The sequence below is a fragment of the Halocatena pleomorpha genome (genome assembly GCF_003862495.1).
GTDB lineage: Archaea > Halobacteriota > Halobacteria > Halobacteriales > Haloarculaceae > Halocatena > Halocatena pleomorpha.
Genome location: NZ_RRCH01000028.1, coordinates 106,587 through 123,114 on the forward strand (window position 1 = coordinate 106,587; position 16,528 = coordinate 123,114).

Consider the following 16,528-nt stretch of genomic DNA (forward strand, 5'->3'; position numbering starts at 1 on the left):
TCAAGCCGAAGTGTCTAACAGCCTGTCCGAGAAACAAGGTACTATGTGGCCATGGGGACATCTCGCCGCCGGCTATCTCCTTTACTCACTTTGGTGTCGAGCAAACTGTCGCTCTCCCACAGCACTCGGCGCTGTGACCGTCGCGTTCGGAACACAGTTTCCTGATCTGGTCGACAAGCCACTTGCCTGGACGTTTGCCATCCTCCCGTCTGGACGCACGCTGACGCATTCGCTGTTGACTGCCACACTCCTTTTTGGCATTTTCCGGATTGTCACTCGACGGTACAAAATACGAACACCATTGGGTGCGCTCGCCATCGGATACCTAAGCCACCTCGCGATGGACGCAGTGAGTCCGCTTGTGCAGGGACGGTTTGAGGCTGTGAGTTTCCTACTGTGGCCGGTGCTTCCATTGCCGTCGTCTGAGACACCTAATAGCTTCTCCGCTCACTTCGCGAACCTCGGCCCAACGCCGTTCGACCTCTTTCAGCTTGTGCTCGCAGGAGTAGCGTTTATCGTCTGGATTGCCGATGGTGCCCCCGGAGCTTCCAAACTCCGTGAGTGGTAGCCGACTACGACACAAGAACACGTGGCGGAGCAGTAGCACGACACATCACTCTTCAGACTCTAGCGAACAGCTTACGAGATAGTCGACGCGCTCGTCCTTGCCCGTCGTACTTTCAAGCGTGACTGGTCGTTCTGCCCATCGTACGACTCCGACTGCGATGAACGACGCGACGGGGTGGTCAAAGCGGTCAACTGCGCCGTATCGACTGTCACTAACGCCGATACTCACGCGGCCATTCGTTTTGTCCACGTCCGGCGTTGCGCTCCCAACAAGCTCAAACCCCTCAACGAGTGCGTCCGCGAGTCGATCGGCGAGCTCAGGGAGATCGTCTGCCGGATCGTCGACCATCGACTCAAACTCCCGAAACAAGCCAGCGCCTGTCGGTGGAACGGCGACGCCTCGGTGTCGCTCGTTGGCCGTCGCAACGAACAATGTAGCCGCGTCATCTGGCGACGGCAGGTCGTGGTTGCGGTGGTGGGGAACGAAAATGCGGACACCCGCATCGGCTCCCGCCGTATTACCGGTGGGGAGATAGATGATCGTCTCGGACAACCCGAGCGAATCGATGAGTTCAGCGCCAAGTTCGGCGTGTGCAGCATACATTCGCTCGCCAACCGTTGCCGAGACGAACTGCTCCGGTGTTAGGAAGTAGATGAGAATCGCCCCGAACAACCCTGTTCCAGCGAGTGCAAAGAAGACGGCCTGTGAGGAGGGAAAGAGCACTCCCAAACCGCCGACTACCGCTCCGAGGCCAGCCATCGCGAGTGCCGTACGCCGATACCGTGACTGTCGGGCGCGGCGAATATCGTCGCGTAACCGCCTGTTTTCTTCCATGAGCAGTTCGAGTCGGGCGGCGAGGTCGGCCTCCGAAGTAGAGTCTGATGCCGCCGCTGTTTCATCATCTCTATCCGTGGTCCATGGGGTTGCAGTGTTACTCATAGGTGTTCTCTGACAGTCCGAGCGCAACGTGTTCGTACCGGTGCAATCCGTACGAGCCAATAGCGAATATGAGGCCAACGACTCCGAGTGCCGACCAGAGATGACCGTTCCCCCGTGCGAGCGCGAGCACACCCCCACCAAATACGATCGCAACGACGCTCGTAACGATTGCTCGCCAACGCGACGCGGCAAGCGTGAGTGCTGGCCCGACGAGGATGGCAAGGAGGCCGAGTTCCAACACGACAAGGTACGGAGTAGCAATGTTCTCGGCAAGCGCCCCAACTACTAGGTGTCCGAACGCGAACGTGTACAGCGTCGGCACCGTGTACCACGCGATGAGAACCGCAGTACCAGCGATGAGACCGGGTACTCCCGTTGTGACAGTGACAAGTACCGCGACGAGAAGTGCGCCGACGCCATCGAGCCGCGTCGGTTGCTCGTACCGCATCGTTACCGTCCTCCCGCTGGTGCTGTGCTCGTCTGCTGGGTTGCGGCGAGAACCGCTTCAATTCGATCAGCAGGTGCCACTTCGAATGCCGATACGCCATCGATGTAAGCAAGATTCCGCCGAAACTCCTCGAATTCGACGTAGCTGTCGTACGCTGTTTCAATAGTTTCTAGCCCACCACGTTCGAATAGTATCGTCGGCGTGAGAAACACGAGCACATGTTCGGAATGGCGGCGTACCGTTCTGACAGCCTCTCGAACTTCTGTTCGGTGCGTGTCATCAGTGAGGAGGACAGTGATGACCGATCCGGAATTGCCACCAAGATAGGTTCGGACCGTCTCGAAAAGGGGGTCGTCCTGGATTTGTTGGACGTATCCCCTTGGCTCAGCCACGTATGGCAGTAGGGTCCGTCCGAACGACGAAGCATCAGTCCGTAGCGCAGCCGCCATCGAGCGCGTGTCAGGTAATCGCCGTGTGTGGTTCTCGTGGCGTGTTCGTAGTTGATTTGCTCCTGTCTGATCGGTTGGCTGTTCCCGATTATCCGTTGGATCGAGATCGTGAAGGATTGTCTCCACGTGAGTGTAGTGGCGCGTATTTGATTCCATTCCGAGTGCGGTCGTTACGCCGTTGTCACCGACGGTGTACAAGGAAAGAGGCTCGGTTTTCATTTGTGCATGGTCAGCGTACGTGAGCGCAACCTGCCGGAGACAGTCAAGTTTGGTTTCTCCCGTGGTGCCGGTCGCCATCGATAGGCGATGATCAACGACGAGCGCGGTCGAAAGATCAATTTCGGCATGGAATTCGTGCACGTGAGGACTTCCGGTACGAGCTGTTGCCTTCCAATCGACTTGTCGAAGCGTGTCGCCTGGAAGATACTGCCGGGTCTCAGCTGGATCGAGACCGACACCACATTCGCCCGTTCTACGCTCTCCGAACATAGTCGGTGTGCTAGTCCCACTCACACCCACGTGCAGAGTTCGTGGTTGTCGCGGAACGACAGTGACAGTAGTTGATGGTCCCATCGACACCTGTGAGCGGAAGAGTCCTGCTCGATCGGTGAGCGTGACCATCGGCGAGGAGCATTCGAATTTCCCTGCGATCGGCCACCGAAGTGAGAACGTCGTTGTCGCAGTCTCTTTCTCATCCACGAGCGTCAGTCGATGTTCATCTGGGTCAAGACCAGTCGCTGTTACCGGTGGTTGCGGTTCGACTGTCACGGCAAGCGGTGTCGTTTCCGGCAGAGTCGCTCGTAGGGCGACAGACGTCTCTTTGTCAGTTGTCACGTGCGAAGGGGTGATTGACTGGGTGAGCGTCAATTTGTCTGTCGCCGTCAACACATCGCGCATAAACCGATACTGATGGACGAGAAGTGACGCAGCGATTCCGGTCGCACCGATGAGCAGCAACGGTTGGTTGAATAACCACGCTCCACAAGCAAGCAAACACCCAAGGATCACTCCTGATTTGTATCTTTGCTTCACTTCCATGGTATTGACGACTATCTTCTAACCAATTTAATGTATTGTCTTAAGTTTGAAAATTCCTCTCCAGCTTTTAACTCGTTCAGCGATCTTTGGATTGAAAAAATCCACACTAATCATAGGCGTGGTTCTCTGCAAATATTATGAAAAATAATATAATGAATCGTACAAATAAGAAAGATGTTTTTAGGAAGGGGAAGAGACGATATAATTGTGACACAGTCCGTTGCCTCTATGTCTCTCCTCGTTTTTCTCCTCGTAGCGACGATACTGCCCGTTTCAGTCGTGGCGCTGTCGCCGGCCGATACATCGACCATCAACTCGACGGAGAAGATAGAATCGACACCACTTGCGCGAAACAATTCCACGATACAGCAGGAAAATCCCGATGCTATCCAGTCGAATGGCGACCTTTCGAGCCTTCAAAAATGGCTGGCCAGTCGGCTCTCATCACGACTCACTGGAAGTACTATCAAACTTGAGAAAGGACAATACGAGAAAGCCCATTCGGTGTTAGGAAATCGGTACGACGACCTGCTGAGCAAATACGTCGATGTGTCAGAGAACACGGACGGAACGCACGACGACAAGCTGGCAAAAACTCTGAAAAATACGCAGCAGAGCCAGCGAACATACGTTTCGAAGGCTCAGCGGTATCGGAAGCTCCATGATCGTTATCAGCGGGCGAAACAGCACGGAAACGATAAAAGAGCTCGTCGGATCGCTCACGAACTCGATCGCTTAGCAAAAGGGATCAACCGATCGAGCGGCAACGTAACGACGGACTACAATCAACTCTCGGACAGCACAAACGTCAGCACTGTTAGCGAAAAACGACGAATTCAGAATATCACACGAAATATCTCCCAGCAACAGGCCTCAGTACGTGAAAAAGAGTTTGATCATACGAACTTGACGGTGTCTCTCGATTCACACGAGGCATCGTTTCTCGATCCGATTCAACTCACCGGTCGACTCACCGATGAGAACGGAACTGGGATAGAAAATCAGTCGATTAGGCTACAACTGGGTGGAAATCGATCGAAACGTGTCTCGAATCGAACGGACGAGAGCGGTAATTTTACGCTCACTGCTCGACCGTCCGTCTTGACACTCGGTTCCCATGCTCTGCGCATCGAATATGCTCCACAAAATAGTTCGATCTATCTTGGATCGAATACAACGGTCTCGGTGAACATCTCTCAGGATTCGGGGACGATTTCGATTTCCGATCGCACCAAATGGACACGATACAACCATACAACGTCGGTGTCCGGGCACGTTCGTGCGGAGGGAATCGTCGCACGCGACGTACCGGTCGCCGTTTATATCGGTGATGAACGACTCGGGACGACACGCACTGCGCCGAACGGTTCATTTTCCGTTGCCCCACCGCTCCCAGCTAATGTGTCCGCGGGGAAACACCAACTCCATATCGCATTCCCGTTCAGCAACCGAGCGCTCACCGCTAAAAATGCGACGGCACCTATCACCGTTGCCGCTACTCCGACAGAGCTCACGCTTACGGAAACGACCGGCGGAACGCAAAACGCAAGCCTCTCCGGCCGACTCCGAACCCGGGATGGCACATCGCTCCCAAACCAGCCAATTTTCTTCTTCGCTAACGGAACGAAGGTCGCCTCTGCACAAACGGACAAAAATGGAACGTATCGTGTCTCATTCGACAACCCATCACGTGCCGTCTCTGAAGACGGTAAGATGACCCTCGTAGCGCGGTTCAACGGTCATAAAAAGAGCGTGAAATCAGCCCGTGCATCAACCGTGATCACGGTCGATGTCCACGATACTGGCCTCTTGAGTCAGAAATTGCGCAAGTGGCTGCTAGGGATTGGCGCAATTACGCTCACCATGCTCGGCGGATTTTTCCTCTGGCGCTCGAATACCCGGGGCGGCAACGATACGGATGAATATACTCAAGCGAGTACCGACGGTGTTGTGACGACGGTTTCTGACGAGTCCGTCGATGCATTATCGTCACCGACTGCGCCGATATTTCTTGATCGCGCCCGTTCGGCACTCGATGCTGGTGAGTTCGAAACTGCCATTAAGATGGGGTATGCAGCGACACGAGACCGGTTCGGCGGAGTGGTTCCCGAGACCGCGTCTACTCATTGGGAATTCTATAACGCGTGCCGGGAAGCCAAACTCACAGACGAAACGCTCGCGACGATCGGAGACGTTACTGAACTGTACGAGAAAGCCGCATTCGCTGCGGAGCAGGTAAGTGGCGGAACCGCGACGACCGCCATTGGTGCCGTCAGTTCGTTGGTCGACGATGAACAAGAGCCAGACTAGTCGTTTCTACACCTGGTGTTCGTCTGTCCTTCAGTTTGGAGCCGAGGGTGGAAACTCGGCAGAAGAACCAACCACTGACGTTTTAACATCACCCACAGTTAATTGTACAATTATACAAAAGGTATCAATTCGTGACCCGTCGTTGCCCAGTACTCTGCTGTAACGCAGTGGGGTCCGCCGTGAGAAACGGAAGAACCGCGAGCGATACGCTTAGACACGAGAGCAAGAGTGACCCACCGATCGTTCCGAGGAGCACGACGGAATTCGTTGACACCGACAACTGGATACCAAAAATCGTTAGCAAGCCAGTGATCGACACAGCGTACATGATTCCGAGTGCACAGAGAGTCGCGATGATCGATGCAGGGAGCGATATGCGAACCACATCGCTGAGCAGGATCTTCAGCAGTTGCCATTGAGTAGCACCAGTAGCACGGTAAATCCCGATTGCACGTCGACGAGCATGGACCCCTTGAGCAAAGGTCGCCGTCGTGCTGCCGATCGTTGTTAATCCGGCAAGCACCATCATCCCCCCAATGAGTACTTGGAAATTTCCAAAGATGACTTCGACGGCTTGTCCAAGACCACTGCCGCTCGAAAAGCTGGCGTTCTGTTGGAGTGTTGTTCCGAGTTGTGCATCATCCGTTACCGTGTAGGTGTCTGTCGCCAGGACAGTATCGTTAGAGATGACTTTGACCGTGTACCGTCCCGGAGGAATCCGGTTCGAAGAATTGCCGTCATCGAGTGGGATCGTTGCTTTGCTTACATTGTACGCAGGGAACGTCTGTGTCCGCTCTCGTGTCTTGAATGGAGTGACGACTGACATGTTGCGCGTGAGCTGTTTTCCCCAGGGATTGGTGGTTCGGATTTTGGCTTTCGGTTTCGTATAGACGTTTCCAGTCTCCGGTTCAAGATCGATGTCCGCGATTAACCGTCGTGAGGCGTCCTGTTCGATCTGAATCTGTCGGGTTATCGTTCGTTTCCCTTTCCGTGCCGTTAGTTCGTACGTACCGGACGTTTCCGGGAGTGTTACTAGCGCGAATCCTTCTTCGTTTGTTGTTTTTGTCGCATTCCCGATCGTGATCGTCGCGTCCGAGACGTTCTCCTCAGTGATTGTGTGGACCGCGACGCCGATCTTCGCGCCCGGTGGTGCCTGCTGTGGAGTAATCGGAAGGACGAGCGGCGGTTTCCGATACACCTGAACCGGTTGTGAGTGTGGTCCGACGGTCAACGTGTAGTTACCCGATCGGGGAACACTCATGTTCGCGTGAACGGTCGTTTTACCGCCTGATGGGAGCGTCACTGATTTCCGCGTCGTATCTCCACCAAGAGACGCCGTTATCGTCCGGGCTTGTTTCGACGCACCGATGTTCTGGACGCCGATAGTGACGGGAATTTGTTGATTGATAGCCGCTGCCCGAGGTGCGGACACACTGGTAACGACTACGTCCCTGGTTCGGCTTCCCTTCTGATTCTTCGCACCGATCTTCGGTGTGCCACCAGACGTTCGAATGAATTGGACTGTTCCCGGTTTCGTCGAGAGCGTATGGGCAGTCGCAAGCGGAAACACGAGTTGATCGTCTAGCATTCCTGGCGCGCGATACACACCGACCACGGTCACTCGTGCGACTGCTGGCGACGTACTCCCGCCTACGAGCATCGTCTCCCCGGTTGTAATGTCCAACGTCCGAGCGAGATCGTGCCCGACAACTGCCTGTGAGGGAGATTCAGGTGGATGTCCCTCTATTAAATGCGCATCCGAAACGCCAGCGAATGCAGAGTAGTTCGCCCCCCTTGTCAGGTAGGGTTTTCCGTCGGCAACTTGCGCGACGATAATTTCGGGGCTGGCTTTGATCCCCTGATTCCGGAGCGGTATCGCATACTGGCTATCGATGCGACTCGCCATCGGATATGGTGCTTCGGGTTCCGTGACGGTTCCCGTCGACGTGGTCGCTAACGGAGCGAGCACGCCTGCCAGCGATCCGGAAAGGATAATGATAAGAGCAAAGACCGTCAGTGTCGTTGCAGTGGGAATTACCGATCGCCACGGTAGTAATCGGGGATGAACGCGAATACCAAATTTCGATGTTCGTTTCGTGGGTGTGGTGGATCTACCGTTGGGCCGATTCAACCGTGAAGGGGGCTGTGTCACTGTCGACCAGGCGGCGAGGGCACCTGCGAGCGTGCCGATACCGACGATACAACAACCAATCATTAGAAAAATACGAGCAACCGCCGGTGTAACGGTCGGATCAAGTGAGAGCGACACCCCGAGAAAAATCGCTATTTTCACGATTGCCCGTATCGCGACGAACCCGAGCACAACTCCCAGAACGAACCCGACAAGAGCCAAGATACCGGACCGAAGCGAAAAGATACCAACGAGACGGCGGGCTGTGCCGCCGGTTGACCGAATGACGGCGATCGATTTGCGTCGATCCCGGACGCTCATCTTCGTCATGCTATAGAGCACGACGAGAATGATAACGCTCGCAGCGATCGTCGCGGCAAAGAGGACGTGAAGGACTTGTTGCATTCCGCGTAAAAAGTACATGGACAGCGATGGTGCGACGATTCCTCCCTGTGAGAGTTGTTGTCCGCGCTCGGTCGACCCGTTCGGACGAACTACGAGTGCACCCGTTGCACCGAACGTCTGAACGGTGGATGGAGACGCGACATACCACGCGTGGGGGAAAATGGAATCGTCTGTCTCATATGGGACAACACGAACGGACACCTGCGATCCGGTTTTAGTTTGCAATCGTTGGCGAGACGGGGTTGAAACGTCTCCTCGAATACCATTGGTTGGTGGTGTTGGAATGGTTGCATTCCGCCACGGAACTGAGTGGCCAGACAGTTCTGGCGGCGTGTTTGTGGGTACACCAACCATCGTGTGGCTTTTCCCGTGGTATTGAACGGTCGAAACGGGGAAGACGAGATCGTTCTCGGTCGCGTTCTGACGAGCACTTGTGGTTGAATTGTACTGGTGGACGACCATTGAACTACTATCACTCCCGGCGATAGCAGCGGTCTGCGTACTCGCTGCGGACAACAACAGCGCTGCCCCAATAAGAAACGCGACAGTGGCGGCGATGATGAGTACCGTCAGCTGATCGCGCCGTGACCATCGGGTGAGGAGTGCACGTGTGTAGCTCATATTTTAATTATATCGTAAATTCGTAGAGGGCTATTGATCATATAATCTGCTCACAAATCACAAACCGATAGTACACAATTGTTATATGCTCCCTTGAGGTATTTGCAGGATACTTCCGTTAGTTAATCGTGCCCTACCGTAAATCAGGATTAACAACGAATCGAGTCTACCGAAATATAAACTTAGTATCTGAGTATCTATCATGATTTGGATATCATTAAACACAGAAAAGTTCCTATCAGGTTCCCTTGAGAAATCTAATAGCGTCTGTTGCATTCAAAACGCTTTAACATCCTCTATATGACGTTTGTCGTAGGATTTCTTCCATCAACACCAACTATATATCAGAGTAATACCATATAATACACAAATTTCAAGATAGTAGGAACAACACCCATGTTATCGGAGACTTTTTATTATTACAGCCCCCACCAGAAACAAATGCCTCGTGATGTCGACCTAACGCTTCTTCTTCCTCGACCTGTCCGCACCCTTCCCGCGGATTTAGCCGCAAACTGTCTTCTCGTTCTTCTCACACTCGCTGTTGTATTGATCCCCGGTCTCGACGCGACCCCTATCCGGGCTCTCGTCGGATTCGCGTTTGTTTTGTTCCCCTCGGGCTACGCTTTCATCGCCACGCTTTTTCCGGAGGCTGGAGGCGCCTCGGTGGAGACGAGCGAAGGGGGGAAGCGGGACGAATCCAAGCAATCCTCATGGTTCGACACTGGGATCGACGGTCTTGAACGTGTTGCCCTCTCCTTCGGGACGAGCATCGCGATCGTCCCGCTCATCGGATTGCTACTTGACTTTACCCCGTGGGGGATTCGACTCGTTCCCGTTCTGCTGAGCCTCAGCGCGTTCACATTGTGCATGACCGCCGCTGGGGCCGTTCGACGAAACCAACTTCCCAAAGAAGAACGGTTTTCTGTCCCCTACCGGCGTTGGTTCGGCCGTGCGTGGGGCGAACTATTCGAATCGAATACCCGGGCCGATGCCGTGCTGAGCGCCGTTCTCATTCTAAGCATTCTTCTCGCTACGGCGAGCGCAACATACGCCATCGCAGCTTCAAAACAAGGCGAATCGTTCAGTGAGTTCTACGTACTGACGAAGAACGACGATGGGAAATTGGTCGCCAGTAACTACCCGAAGGACTTCAGTAAGGGAGAAAGTAAATCCGTCATCGTCGGCATCGAGAACCACGAACGCGACCGAGAGGACTACTCGGTCGTCGTGCTGTTACAGAACGTGACGATGACGGATAATTCGACGGTGGTCAATGACCAGCAGCGGCTTCAACGATTCCAGACCACCCTTGGGCAAAACAAGACGTGGCGAACAACACATAAAATAACGCCACGGATGACGGGTGAGCGACTTCGTGTGCTCTACCTGTTGTACAAAGACGGCGTTCCCGCGAATCCGATCGCGGATAACGCCTATCGGGAAGCGCATCTCTGGGTCAACGTGACTGCAGGTCACGGAACCACACCCCCGAAACGGCTGGTGCCGTCGCAGTGAGGTGGTTCCGTGGGGTATCGACGCACTCTGTTGACGCGGTGGTCACGCCGCGACAAACTGGCAATTCTTGTTATCGCGGTGACGATTGCATTTCTGACAGGAACGGCCCTTGTTGTTGCCGCGGTGAGTACACAAACCACGAGTATCGCACAGGAGTACGGTACGGATGGAACCGCCGCTCACTACGATTCTGTCGCTCGTGCGCACGAGGCGGCGGGTGTGAACGCGCTTGTCGTCCCGATGGCGACGGTGGAGCTACCGAGTGGCGAAACGCGATACGTCGCCGGTATTTCGAACCGGCAGGCGTCCGATTTTGAAACCGACTCTGGGGTATCACTGCCGCCACCACCGTCATCAGGGGTGACGAGTGGAACGAGACGGACTCAGGGCCAGCAACGACTGAACGGAAATCAGCAAAGCCTTACTGTCTCCGTTACGCCAAGACCGTCTTCTCAGCAACTGATTCCGTCCGATTGGTACGTCGCTCATCCAAAAACGGTTACGAAACTCGGTGCGTCTGGGGCGTACGTCATCCACCCCGCTACTTCGAGAACTGGGCCAAACGAAGGCAGCGTTGGAATTCCATCCCGTGGCGTCGCGCTCCGCTCTGCACTAGCGTTTTTTGTTGCAAGTACGCGACAACTCCTTTCGCTCCTGACGCTGACCGCAGTCGGCGGTACCACTCTCGTCGGCGTGACCATCTACAGCGTAATGAAGATGAACGTCCGGGACCGTCGCCAATCGATTCGGATCCTCCGCTCGACTGGCTGTCGACCGCGAACTGTCCTCTCGTTGTTTGCGTTGCGTGCAGGCTTGCTTACCCTAGTTGGCATCGGTGCGGGCTATTCACTCGGCGTTATTCTTCCTAATGTTGCTGTCAACGCTGCTGTCTCGCTCGGCCTCCCAACATCGCTGTCGATACACGTCACTGGAGCGGTTCTCACGGTGTTAGGCCCCCTATATGTGGGGACGATGCTCGTCGCACTCCTTGCGGGGGGGGCCGCCGTGTGGCCGACTGTCAGTTTACCACCAGCACTCATCACGGGTGTGTTCGAATCACGACAAACGCGGAAGCCCTCGACAAACCGACTTTGGCGAGTCTTCAGGTTGCGACTGCTCGACTGGCGGGCGCTCGCTCCGAGTATGGCGACCCTGACGGTGTTCGTCACCGTCGTCCTTCTTATGGCATCGATTCTCGGTGTCGTAGCACCACTCATCAGTGCAGAGGGAACGACAATTACGGAACCTGAGGCTCCACATCCCATGGCAAGCAACGTTCCACAACAGTACGCCGATGCGCTTCGCTCTCAGGGTGTGCCAGCAAGTGCAGAGATGATCGTCTTTGCCGTCCGGAACGGCCACCCTATCGTCGTTCGTGCGGCTAACTACTCCGCCTACACGACCGTTTCGAACGTCACTATCGAGAACGGTCGCCGCCCCCAGTCGGTCGATGAAGCCGTTATTGGCAGTGGCCTCGCACGCACCTTAGGAGTCAAAACAGGGGATCGAATCACACTTGGTGGGAGCACACACCCTGGTATCGCAATGGTGCGTGTCGTCGGTACCTACTCAGCGTCCGGTGTTGAAGACGACCAACTCCTTGTATCGCTCCCCGTCGGACGCCATCTCCTCGGAAAGACCGAAACAACCGTCCAGATGATACGGACGGCACGGAAGTTCCAAGACGACACATCTTCGTCGGCGGTGGAGGTCATCAATCTCTCTGTCCCCGACCGCGTACACCCGAATTCGAGCGTTCCGATACGGGCACGGCTTCGAAATTTCGGTTCCGAGAGGACAACACGCGAGGTTTCTTTTACACTCGGAAACGCCTCGAAATCCATCTCTCCGACCCTCGAACCGAATTCACAGCGGTCAGTCACCGTTTGGTTGCCTACACCGCCGTCCGGACGAGGAACGCTTCGCGTGGGCGAGTTCACGAAGTCTATCACCGTCATGTCCCCAGATTCGATTCAGGTCAGTGGCATTCCGAAGAGAGCGCCGCCGAACACCGCTCCGCGGGTCTCAGTCTCGACAGTGAACGGAACGCCGGTAGCAAACGCGACGATTCGGCTTTCAAACACCACGGTTCGAACTGCCTCTGACGGCACGGCACGACTTCCACTCACCTCGACAGGAAGGTTTACGGTTCGAACGATGACCCGAAATCGGACTGTCACGCAGACGATACATGTTTCTCGAACGGCACAACGGACGATGAACGGTGGGATTCAGATTCATCCAGAAAATCCGAGCATCCTCTCACAAACCGAGGCTCACGTCCGTTTGTCGAATCCGTGGAACCAAACCCTCACTCGTCAGATTCGCTTGGCCGGCGACACTCCCTCTCAGGAACGAACCGTCTCTCTCCCGCCCGGGAAAGCGAAGACCGAAGTCTTTCATATCGGCGAACAATCGCCTGGCTCCTACTCGATTCAGGTGATATCCGATGGAAACCGACTGTCATCGGATTCGTACACGGTTCGGGGGGATGAGCGACTCATCGCGGCGTATTCGAACGATGGCCAGTCCACTGCCGGAACCGGAATCGGCCGTGCGATACGGAGTGCGTTTGGAAACCTTCAGCTGGTGTTCGCCGTCTTTCTCCTACTCGCGGCCGTCATGACCATCGGGAGCACGACAGCGGTCTTCGCGCAGGCCGTTCAGGCGCGGCAACAAGCCATCGGTGTCTATCGAGCGACGGGTGTCCCGCCGATCCGTCTACTTCGCCTCATCGCCATGGATGCACTCACCATCGGTTGTATCGCCGTTGGCGGTGCGTTGTTCCTTGGAACTGCCGTCATCGTTTCCCTCGCTCGACTAGACTACCTCGTCGCCTTCGGGATTCGCATCTCACCGACCCTCACGCCGAGTTTCGTGTTCGGTGCCGTTGCCGGCGGATTCACGATAATCCTCTTGAGTGTGGGTCTCGTCGCCGGGGCGTTCCTGCTTCGTTCACCTGCCGAACTGGTCAGTAACCGAAGTGTGTCGGACAACGGTCGAACGATGAAAGAAGGGCGTGGTGTCGATGACTGAGCGTCGCACCTTCGCGCTCGTAGCCGTCGCTGTGTTTCTCGTCGGGTTCGCGATGCGCACAATCCCGCTTTATTGGAGTCCGTTGCCGTTCAATCTCGACGGATTTCACTTCGCTGCGCTTGCCCGTGGCGTTTTGAAAACTGGACATTTATCAGTAAACAACGCCTTCAAACCGGACGAGTACACATTTACAGTTCTACTCTCGATCACGAGTCGCATCACAGGTATTTCCCCGCTCCACGTCGCGCAGTTTCTCACGGCTAGCATCGGCGCTATCTTGTGTCTCTTCGTGGTTTTAGTGACGCGAGGTGTCGGCCGGCACCTCGGATGGTCCGTTCGGGACGTTCGAACAGCGATGACGGTGGCTGGTCTCGTAATCGCGACGGAAGGTATCTTTCTCGGTCGCTCCGCCGCAGTGAGCAGCGAAGGTATCGGTCACGTGCTTGTCGTTATGAGTGTCTTCGTGCTGGCGTATGCTCTGCGGACGAATCGCCCATCGTGGTTCGTCCTCTCCGGAATCGTCTTCCTGATCCTTCCACTCACGCACAACCTCAGCACGATAATCGGACTCTTGAGTTGTGTCTCACTGCTGACTCTGTATCTCGGTACATCGGAGAGCGGATCGAGTGTGATCGCAGGGGTTCTCGTCCTCGGATTCTGTGGCTACGCAGTTCTCTACTACGGTGTCACGGGAATGGATGCCATGAGAATCTCAGCCGTACCGGGACTCTTCGTCGCATGGACCATTGTCCTCGTCCTACTCGTTCGGTGGCTCCCGACGACCGATTCTCGATTTCAGTACGGCGTTCCGTCGGTCATCCTACTCAGTGGTGCGGGTTTGGTCGTGGGTAACCATTTCGTCCAGATATTTCCCGGAACCGCTTCGAGCGAGGTGATCACGATGCTCTACATCCTCCCCATCGCCGTTATCGGCATCGTCGCTGCCCGAGGGATCCCCATCCCGATCGACGGTGGCGTCGAAGGCTACGCTACGGTAGCGATGCTTTTCGGTTCGCTGACCCTCATCGGATTTGCGCTGACCGGTGGATTGACTGTGGAATACCAGTCCCTCGCCATCCGCGGTCAGACGTACGTTCACCTTCCGTTTCCCATCCTCGCTGGACTGGGTGTGGTTGCATTCGGCACGACGCGCGACTCAGACCGTCTCAAAACGACGGCAGTCGTTCTTCTCGTCGTTTGTTCGGTCGTCAGCGCACCACTCGCATTCAGCGGGTTGCGGGCCACATCGGCCCAACCCTTGGTAACGCAACCGGAACTGGAGGCCGCCGCGTTCGCGTCTACACACGCTGATGGGTGGACAAGCGACGGTCACATGACGAGATTGGCTTCGCGGTACTACCCGGAGCAAACCGGAAGCGATGTGTCCGAACGAGGCGTTTACGAATGGCTCAAGGGGAGCGGTACGGAACCACGCTGTCCCGTCGTCGCCCGACGGTCGTGGACGACGGTCGGTGTGCAACTATTTCCGGCGTCGCCGGGACACATCACCCCCGCCGCGTACGACCGATTCGACGCACGGCGAAACGTGGTGTATTCCGTTAGCGGCACCGACCGGATCATCTATTCCATCCCCACGACGGGACGTACTGCCAGCTGCTGATACCAGTCCACAACTGACAAGATTCGCTCAATCCGCTTGGCCGAGAGGCAGTCAACAGCGGTAGTAGCACTGTTATTATCGCCTTTCTCGACGTGGAGTATAATGGTACGGAAGCAATAGGGACTATACAATATGACACGGGTTGGAATTTATATCGGGACGACGAGAGACGATACGGAGAACGTCGAAAAACTCCTGCTATCGTGGGGAAAGTATCTCTCGTCCCGGTTCGACGTAGAGGCGTTCGGAAGCACACCCCTTCCCGATTCCGCAAAACAGTATTACGATCGCGTACAAACGCCGGAAAAGTCCTTTCCTTGGTTCTTGGGTTCGGTTCCGTCTCCGGCGGTGTTCTCCAAAATCGCGACGGTCCACCGCCAGTGTGCGCAGTATGTCCAGCAGCGGTCGCCCGACGTGCTGATTCAACTTTGGTGTTTCAACAGTCACGCCGCCGGTGTCGCTAGCGCCGGACGACGGTACGGCGTGCCGACGATTACTCGGTATTCCGGTTCGACGTTCGACGCGTACAAATTCCACCGTGGCGTGGAGCAAGCGGGCGTTTTTGCGCTGAACAACGTCCTGAACAGGTTCGTCGTTTCGCACCTCTCCGACAAGATCATCACCCTCGGTCCGAACGGCAGGGACGCCGTAAAACGCCGCGGCATACGCGAGGAGGACATCGTGATGCTTCCGCCGACGTTGGATAGCGAAGGTCGATTTTACCCTGTTGCCGACGACGAACCGATTCGACGGCGACTTGGCCTTCCCATAGATAGGAAAATCGCACTCTACGTCGGGCGACTATCAAAACTCAAGGGGATGCCGTTTCTTGAAGACGTTCTCTCCTCCCTGCAAGACCGAACCGATTTCCAGTTCGTCGTGATCGGGGAGGGACCGTATCGGGAGCAACTGACCGCGAAGTTCGACGACCGGACGGTGATTGCTCCGGGACACGTTCCGTACGAGGAGATAGACCGGTACTACAAGGCGGCAGATCTCTACGTCCACCCATCGCCAAAGGAAGGGGTTCCGCTCGTCATTCTCGAAGCGATGGAATGTGGCGTTCCGGTAGTCGCTCGGCAGGCAGGAGATGTCGGATTCGTCACCAACAACGTCGTCACCACCGTCGCAGAGATGGTTTCGGTCATCGAGAACGAGGCGTGGGACGAGGAGTGGCTCAACGAGCGATATTTTCGACCACAGTTTCAGAAGGGCCGATTGCGGGACGCCATCGACTCGGTCACTGGCTGATTCCATCTGACAGTGACGGTCAGGTGGATAATCGTTGGGGCTGCCATCTTTCTCTTCGTTCAAACATCGCTTGACGCTCCGCGGTCGCCTGACGATATCGGGTGAAGTCTCCGATTCCAATCACCGAATCGCAAAAAAGAATTAATACCCATCCTATTATCGTTGAAGATAGAACCTCTATGGGACCCGTATT

The 16,528-nt window shown here is 55.6% G+C and carries 10 protein-coding genes; 6 read left to right on the forward strand and 4 right to left on the reverse strand.

The genetic code is table 11. The features are described 5' to 3' along the window. Nucleotides 1-43 precede the first annotated feature (43 nt). A complete protein-coding gene (locus EIK79_RS12510) occupies nt 44-568 on the forward strand; it encodes a metal-dependent hydrolase (RefSeq protein WP_124955446.1) in 525 nt (174 codons plus the stop codon). A gap of 45 nt (nt 569-613) precedes the next feature. Here EIK79_RS12510 and EIK79_RS12515 read toward each other — a convergent pair whose 3' ends face one another. From EIK79_RS12515 to EIK79_RS12525, 3 genes are read right to left on the reverse strand one after another with little or no spacing between them, the layout of a single operon-like run. Continuing rightward, on the reverse strand, nt 614-1,507 hold the full coding sequence (locus EIK79_RS12515) for a hypothetical protein (protein ID WP_124955447.1): 894 nt from the start codon (nt 1,505-1,507) through the stop codon (nt 614-616). Continuing rightward, nucleotides 1,500-1,955 (reverse strand): hypothetical protein, encoded by a 456-nt coding sequence (locus tag EIK79_RS12520; RefSeq protein WP_124955448.1) that lies wholly within the window; start codon nt 1,953-1,955, stop codon nt 1,500-1,502. The genes EIK79_RS12515 and EIK79_RS12520 overlap by 8 nt, the downstream gene beginning before the upstream one ends. Before the next feature lie 2 nt (nt 1,956-1,957). Continuing rightward, nucleotides 1,958-3,442 (reverse strand): DUF58 domain-containing protein, encoded by a 1,485-nt coding sequence (locus EIK79_RS12525; RefSeq protein ID WP_124955449.1) that lies wholly within the window; start codon nt 3,440-3,442, stop codon nt 1,958-1,960. A 228-nt stretch (nt 3,443-3,670) separates the two neighbouring features. Between EIK79_RS12525 and EIK79_RS12530 the strand changes: the two genes are divergently transcribed. Continuing rightward, the gene (locus EIK79_RS12530; RefSeq protein ID WP_124955450.1) at nt 3,671-5,752 is read left to right on the forward strand and encodes a carboxypeptidase-like regulatory domain-containing protein; all 2,082 of its coding nucleotides are present in this window, start codon (nt 3,671-3,673) and stop codon (nt 5,750-5,752) included. 124 nt (nt 5,753-5,876) lie between these two features. On the opposite strand, the gene EIK79_RS12535 is transcribed toward EIK79_RS12530, so the two are convergent. Then, nucleotides 5,877-8,909, reverse strand: coding sequence for an FtsX-like permease family protein (locus EIK79_RS12535; protein WP_124955451.1), 3,033 nt, complete (start codon nt 8,907-8,909; stop codon nt 5,877-5,879). Between the two features lie 441 nt (nt 8,910-9,350). On the opposite strand from EIK79_RS12535, the gene EIK79_RS12540 reads away from it, so the two are divergent. From EIK79_RS12540 to EIK79_RS12555, 4 genes are all read left to right on the forward strand, one after another. Then, nucleotides 9,351-10,427 (forward strand): DUF1616 domain-containing protein, encoded by a 1,077-nt coding sequence (locus tag EIK79_RS12540; protein WP_124955452.1) that lies wholly within the window; start codon nt 9,351-9,353, stop codon nt 10,425-10,427. Nucleotides 10,428-10,436: 9 nt separating this feature from the next. Next, complete coding sequence (locus EIK79_RS12545) at nt 10,437-13,463, forward strand: ABC transporter permease (RefSeq protein WP_124955453.1); 3,027 nt, start codon at nt 10,437-10,439, stop codon at nt 13,461-13,463. Next, the gene (locus EIK79_RS12550; protein ID WP_124955454.1) at nt 13,456-15,084 is read left to right on the forward strand and encodes a sodium/phosphate symporter; all 1,629 of its coding nucleotides are present in this window, start codon (nt 13,456-13,458) and stop codon (nt 15,082-15,084) included. Before EIK79_RS12545 ends, EIK79_RS12550 begins: the two co-directional genes overlap by 8 nt. A gap of 132 nt (nt 15,085-15,216) precedes the next feature. Continuing rightward, nucleotides 15,217-16,335, forward strand: coding sequence for a glycosyltransferase (locus tag EIK79_RS12555; RefSeq protein WP_124955455.1), 1,119 nt, complete (start codon nt 15,217-15,219; stop codon nt 16,333-16,335). Nucleotides 16,336-16,528: the final 193 nt, after the last annotated feature.

What these genes read in the sequence shown, in the direction of transcription:
- EIK79_RS12555 (WP_124955455.1), top strand. Translation starts at nt 15,217, where the DNA reads ATGACACGGGTTGGAATTTATATCGGGACGACGAGAGACGATACGGAG.
- EIK79_RS12550 (WP_124955454.1), top strand. Translation starts at nt 13,456, where the DNA reads ATGACTGAGCGTCGCACCTTCGCGCTCGTAGCCGTCGCTGTGTTTCTC.
- EIK79_RS12510 (WP_124955446.1), top strand. Translation starts at nt 44, where the DNA reads ATGTGGCCATGGGGACATCTCGCCGCCGGCTATCTCCTTTACTCACTT.
- EIK79_RS12535 (WP_124955451.1), bottom strand. Translation starts at nt 8,909, where the DNA reads ATGAGCTACACACGTGCACTCCTCACCCGATGGTCACGGCGCGATCAG.
- EIK79_RS12515 (WP_124955447.1), bottom strand. Translation starts at nt 1,507, where the DNA reads ATGAGTAACACTGCAACCCCATGGACCACGGATAGAGATGATGAAACA.
- EIK79_RS12530 (WP_124955450.1), top strand. Translation starts at nt 3,671, where the DNA reads ATGTCTCTCCTCGTTTTTCTCCTCGTAGCGACGATACTGCCCGTTTCA.
- EIK79_RS12540 (WP_124955452.1), top strand. Translation starts at nt 9,351, where the DNA reads ATGCCTCGTGATGTCGACCTAACGCTTCTTCTTCCTCGACCTGTCCGC.
- EIK79_RS12525 (WP_124955449.1), bottom strand. Translation starts at nt 3,442, where the DNA reads ATGGAAGTGAAGCAAAGATACAAATCAGGAGTGATCCTTGGGTGTTTG.
- EIK79_RS12520 (WP_124955448.1), bottom strand. Translation starts at nt 1,955, where the DNA reads ATGCGGTACGAGCAACCGACGCGGCTCGATGGCGTCGGCGCACTTCTC.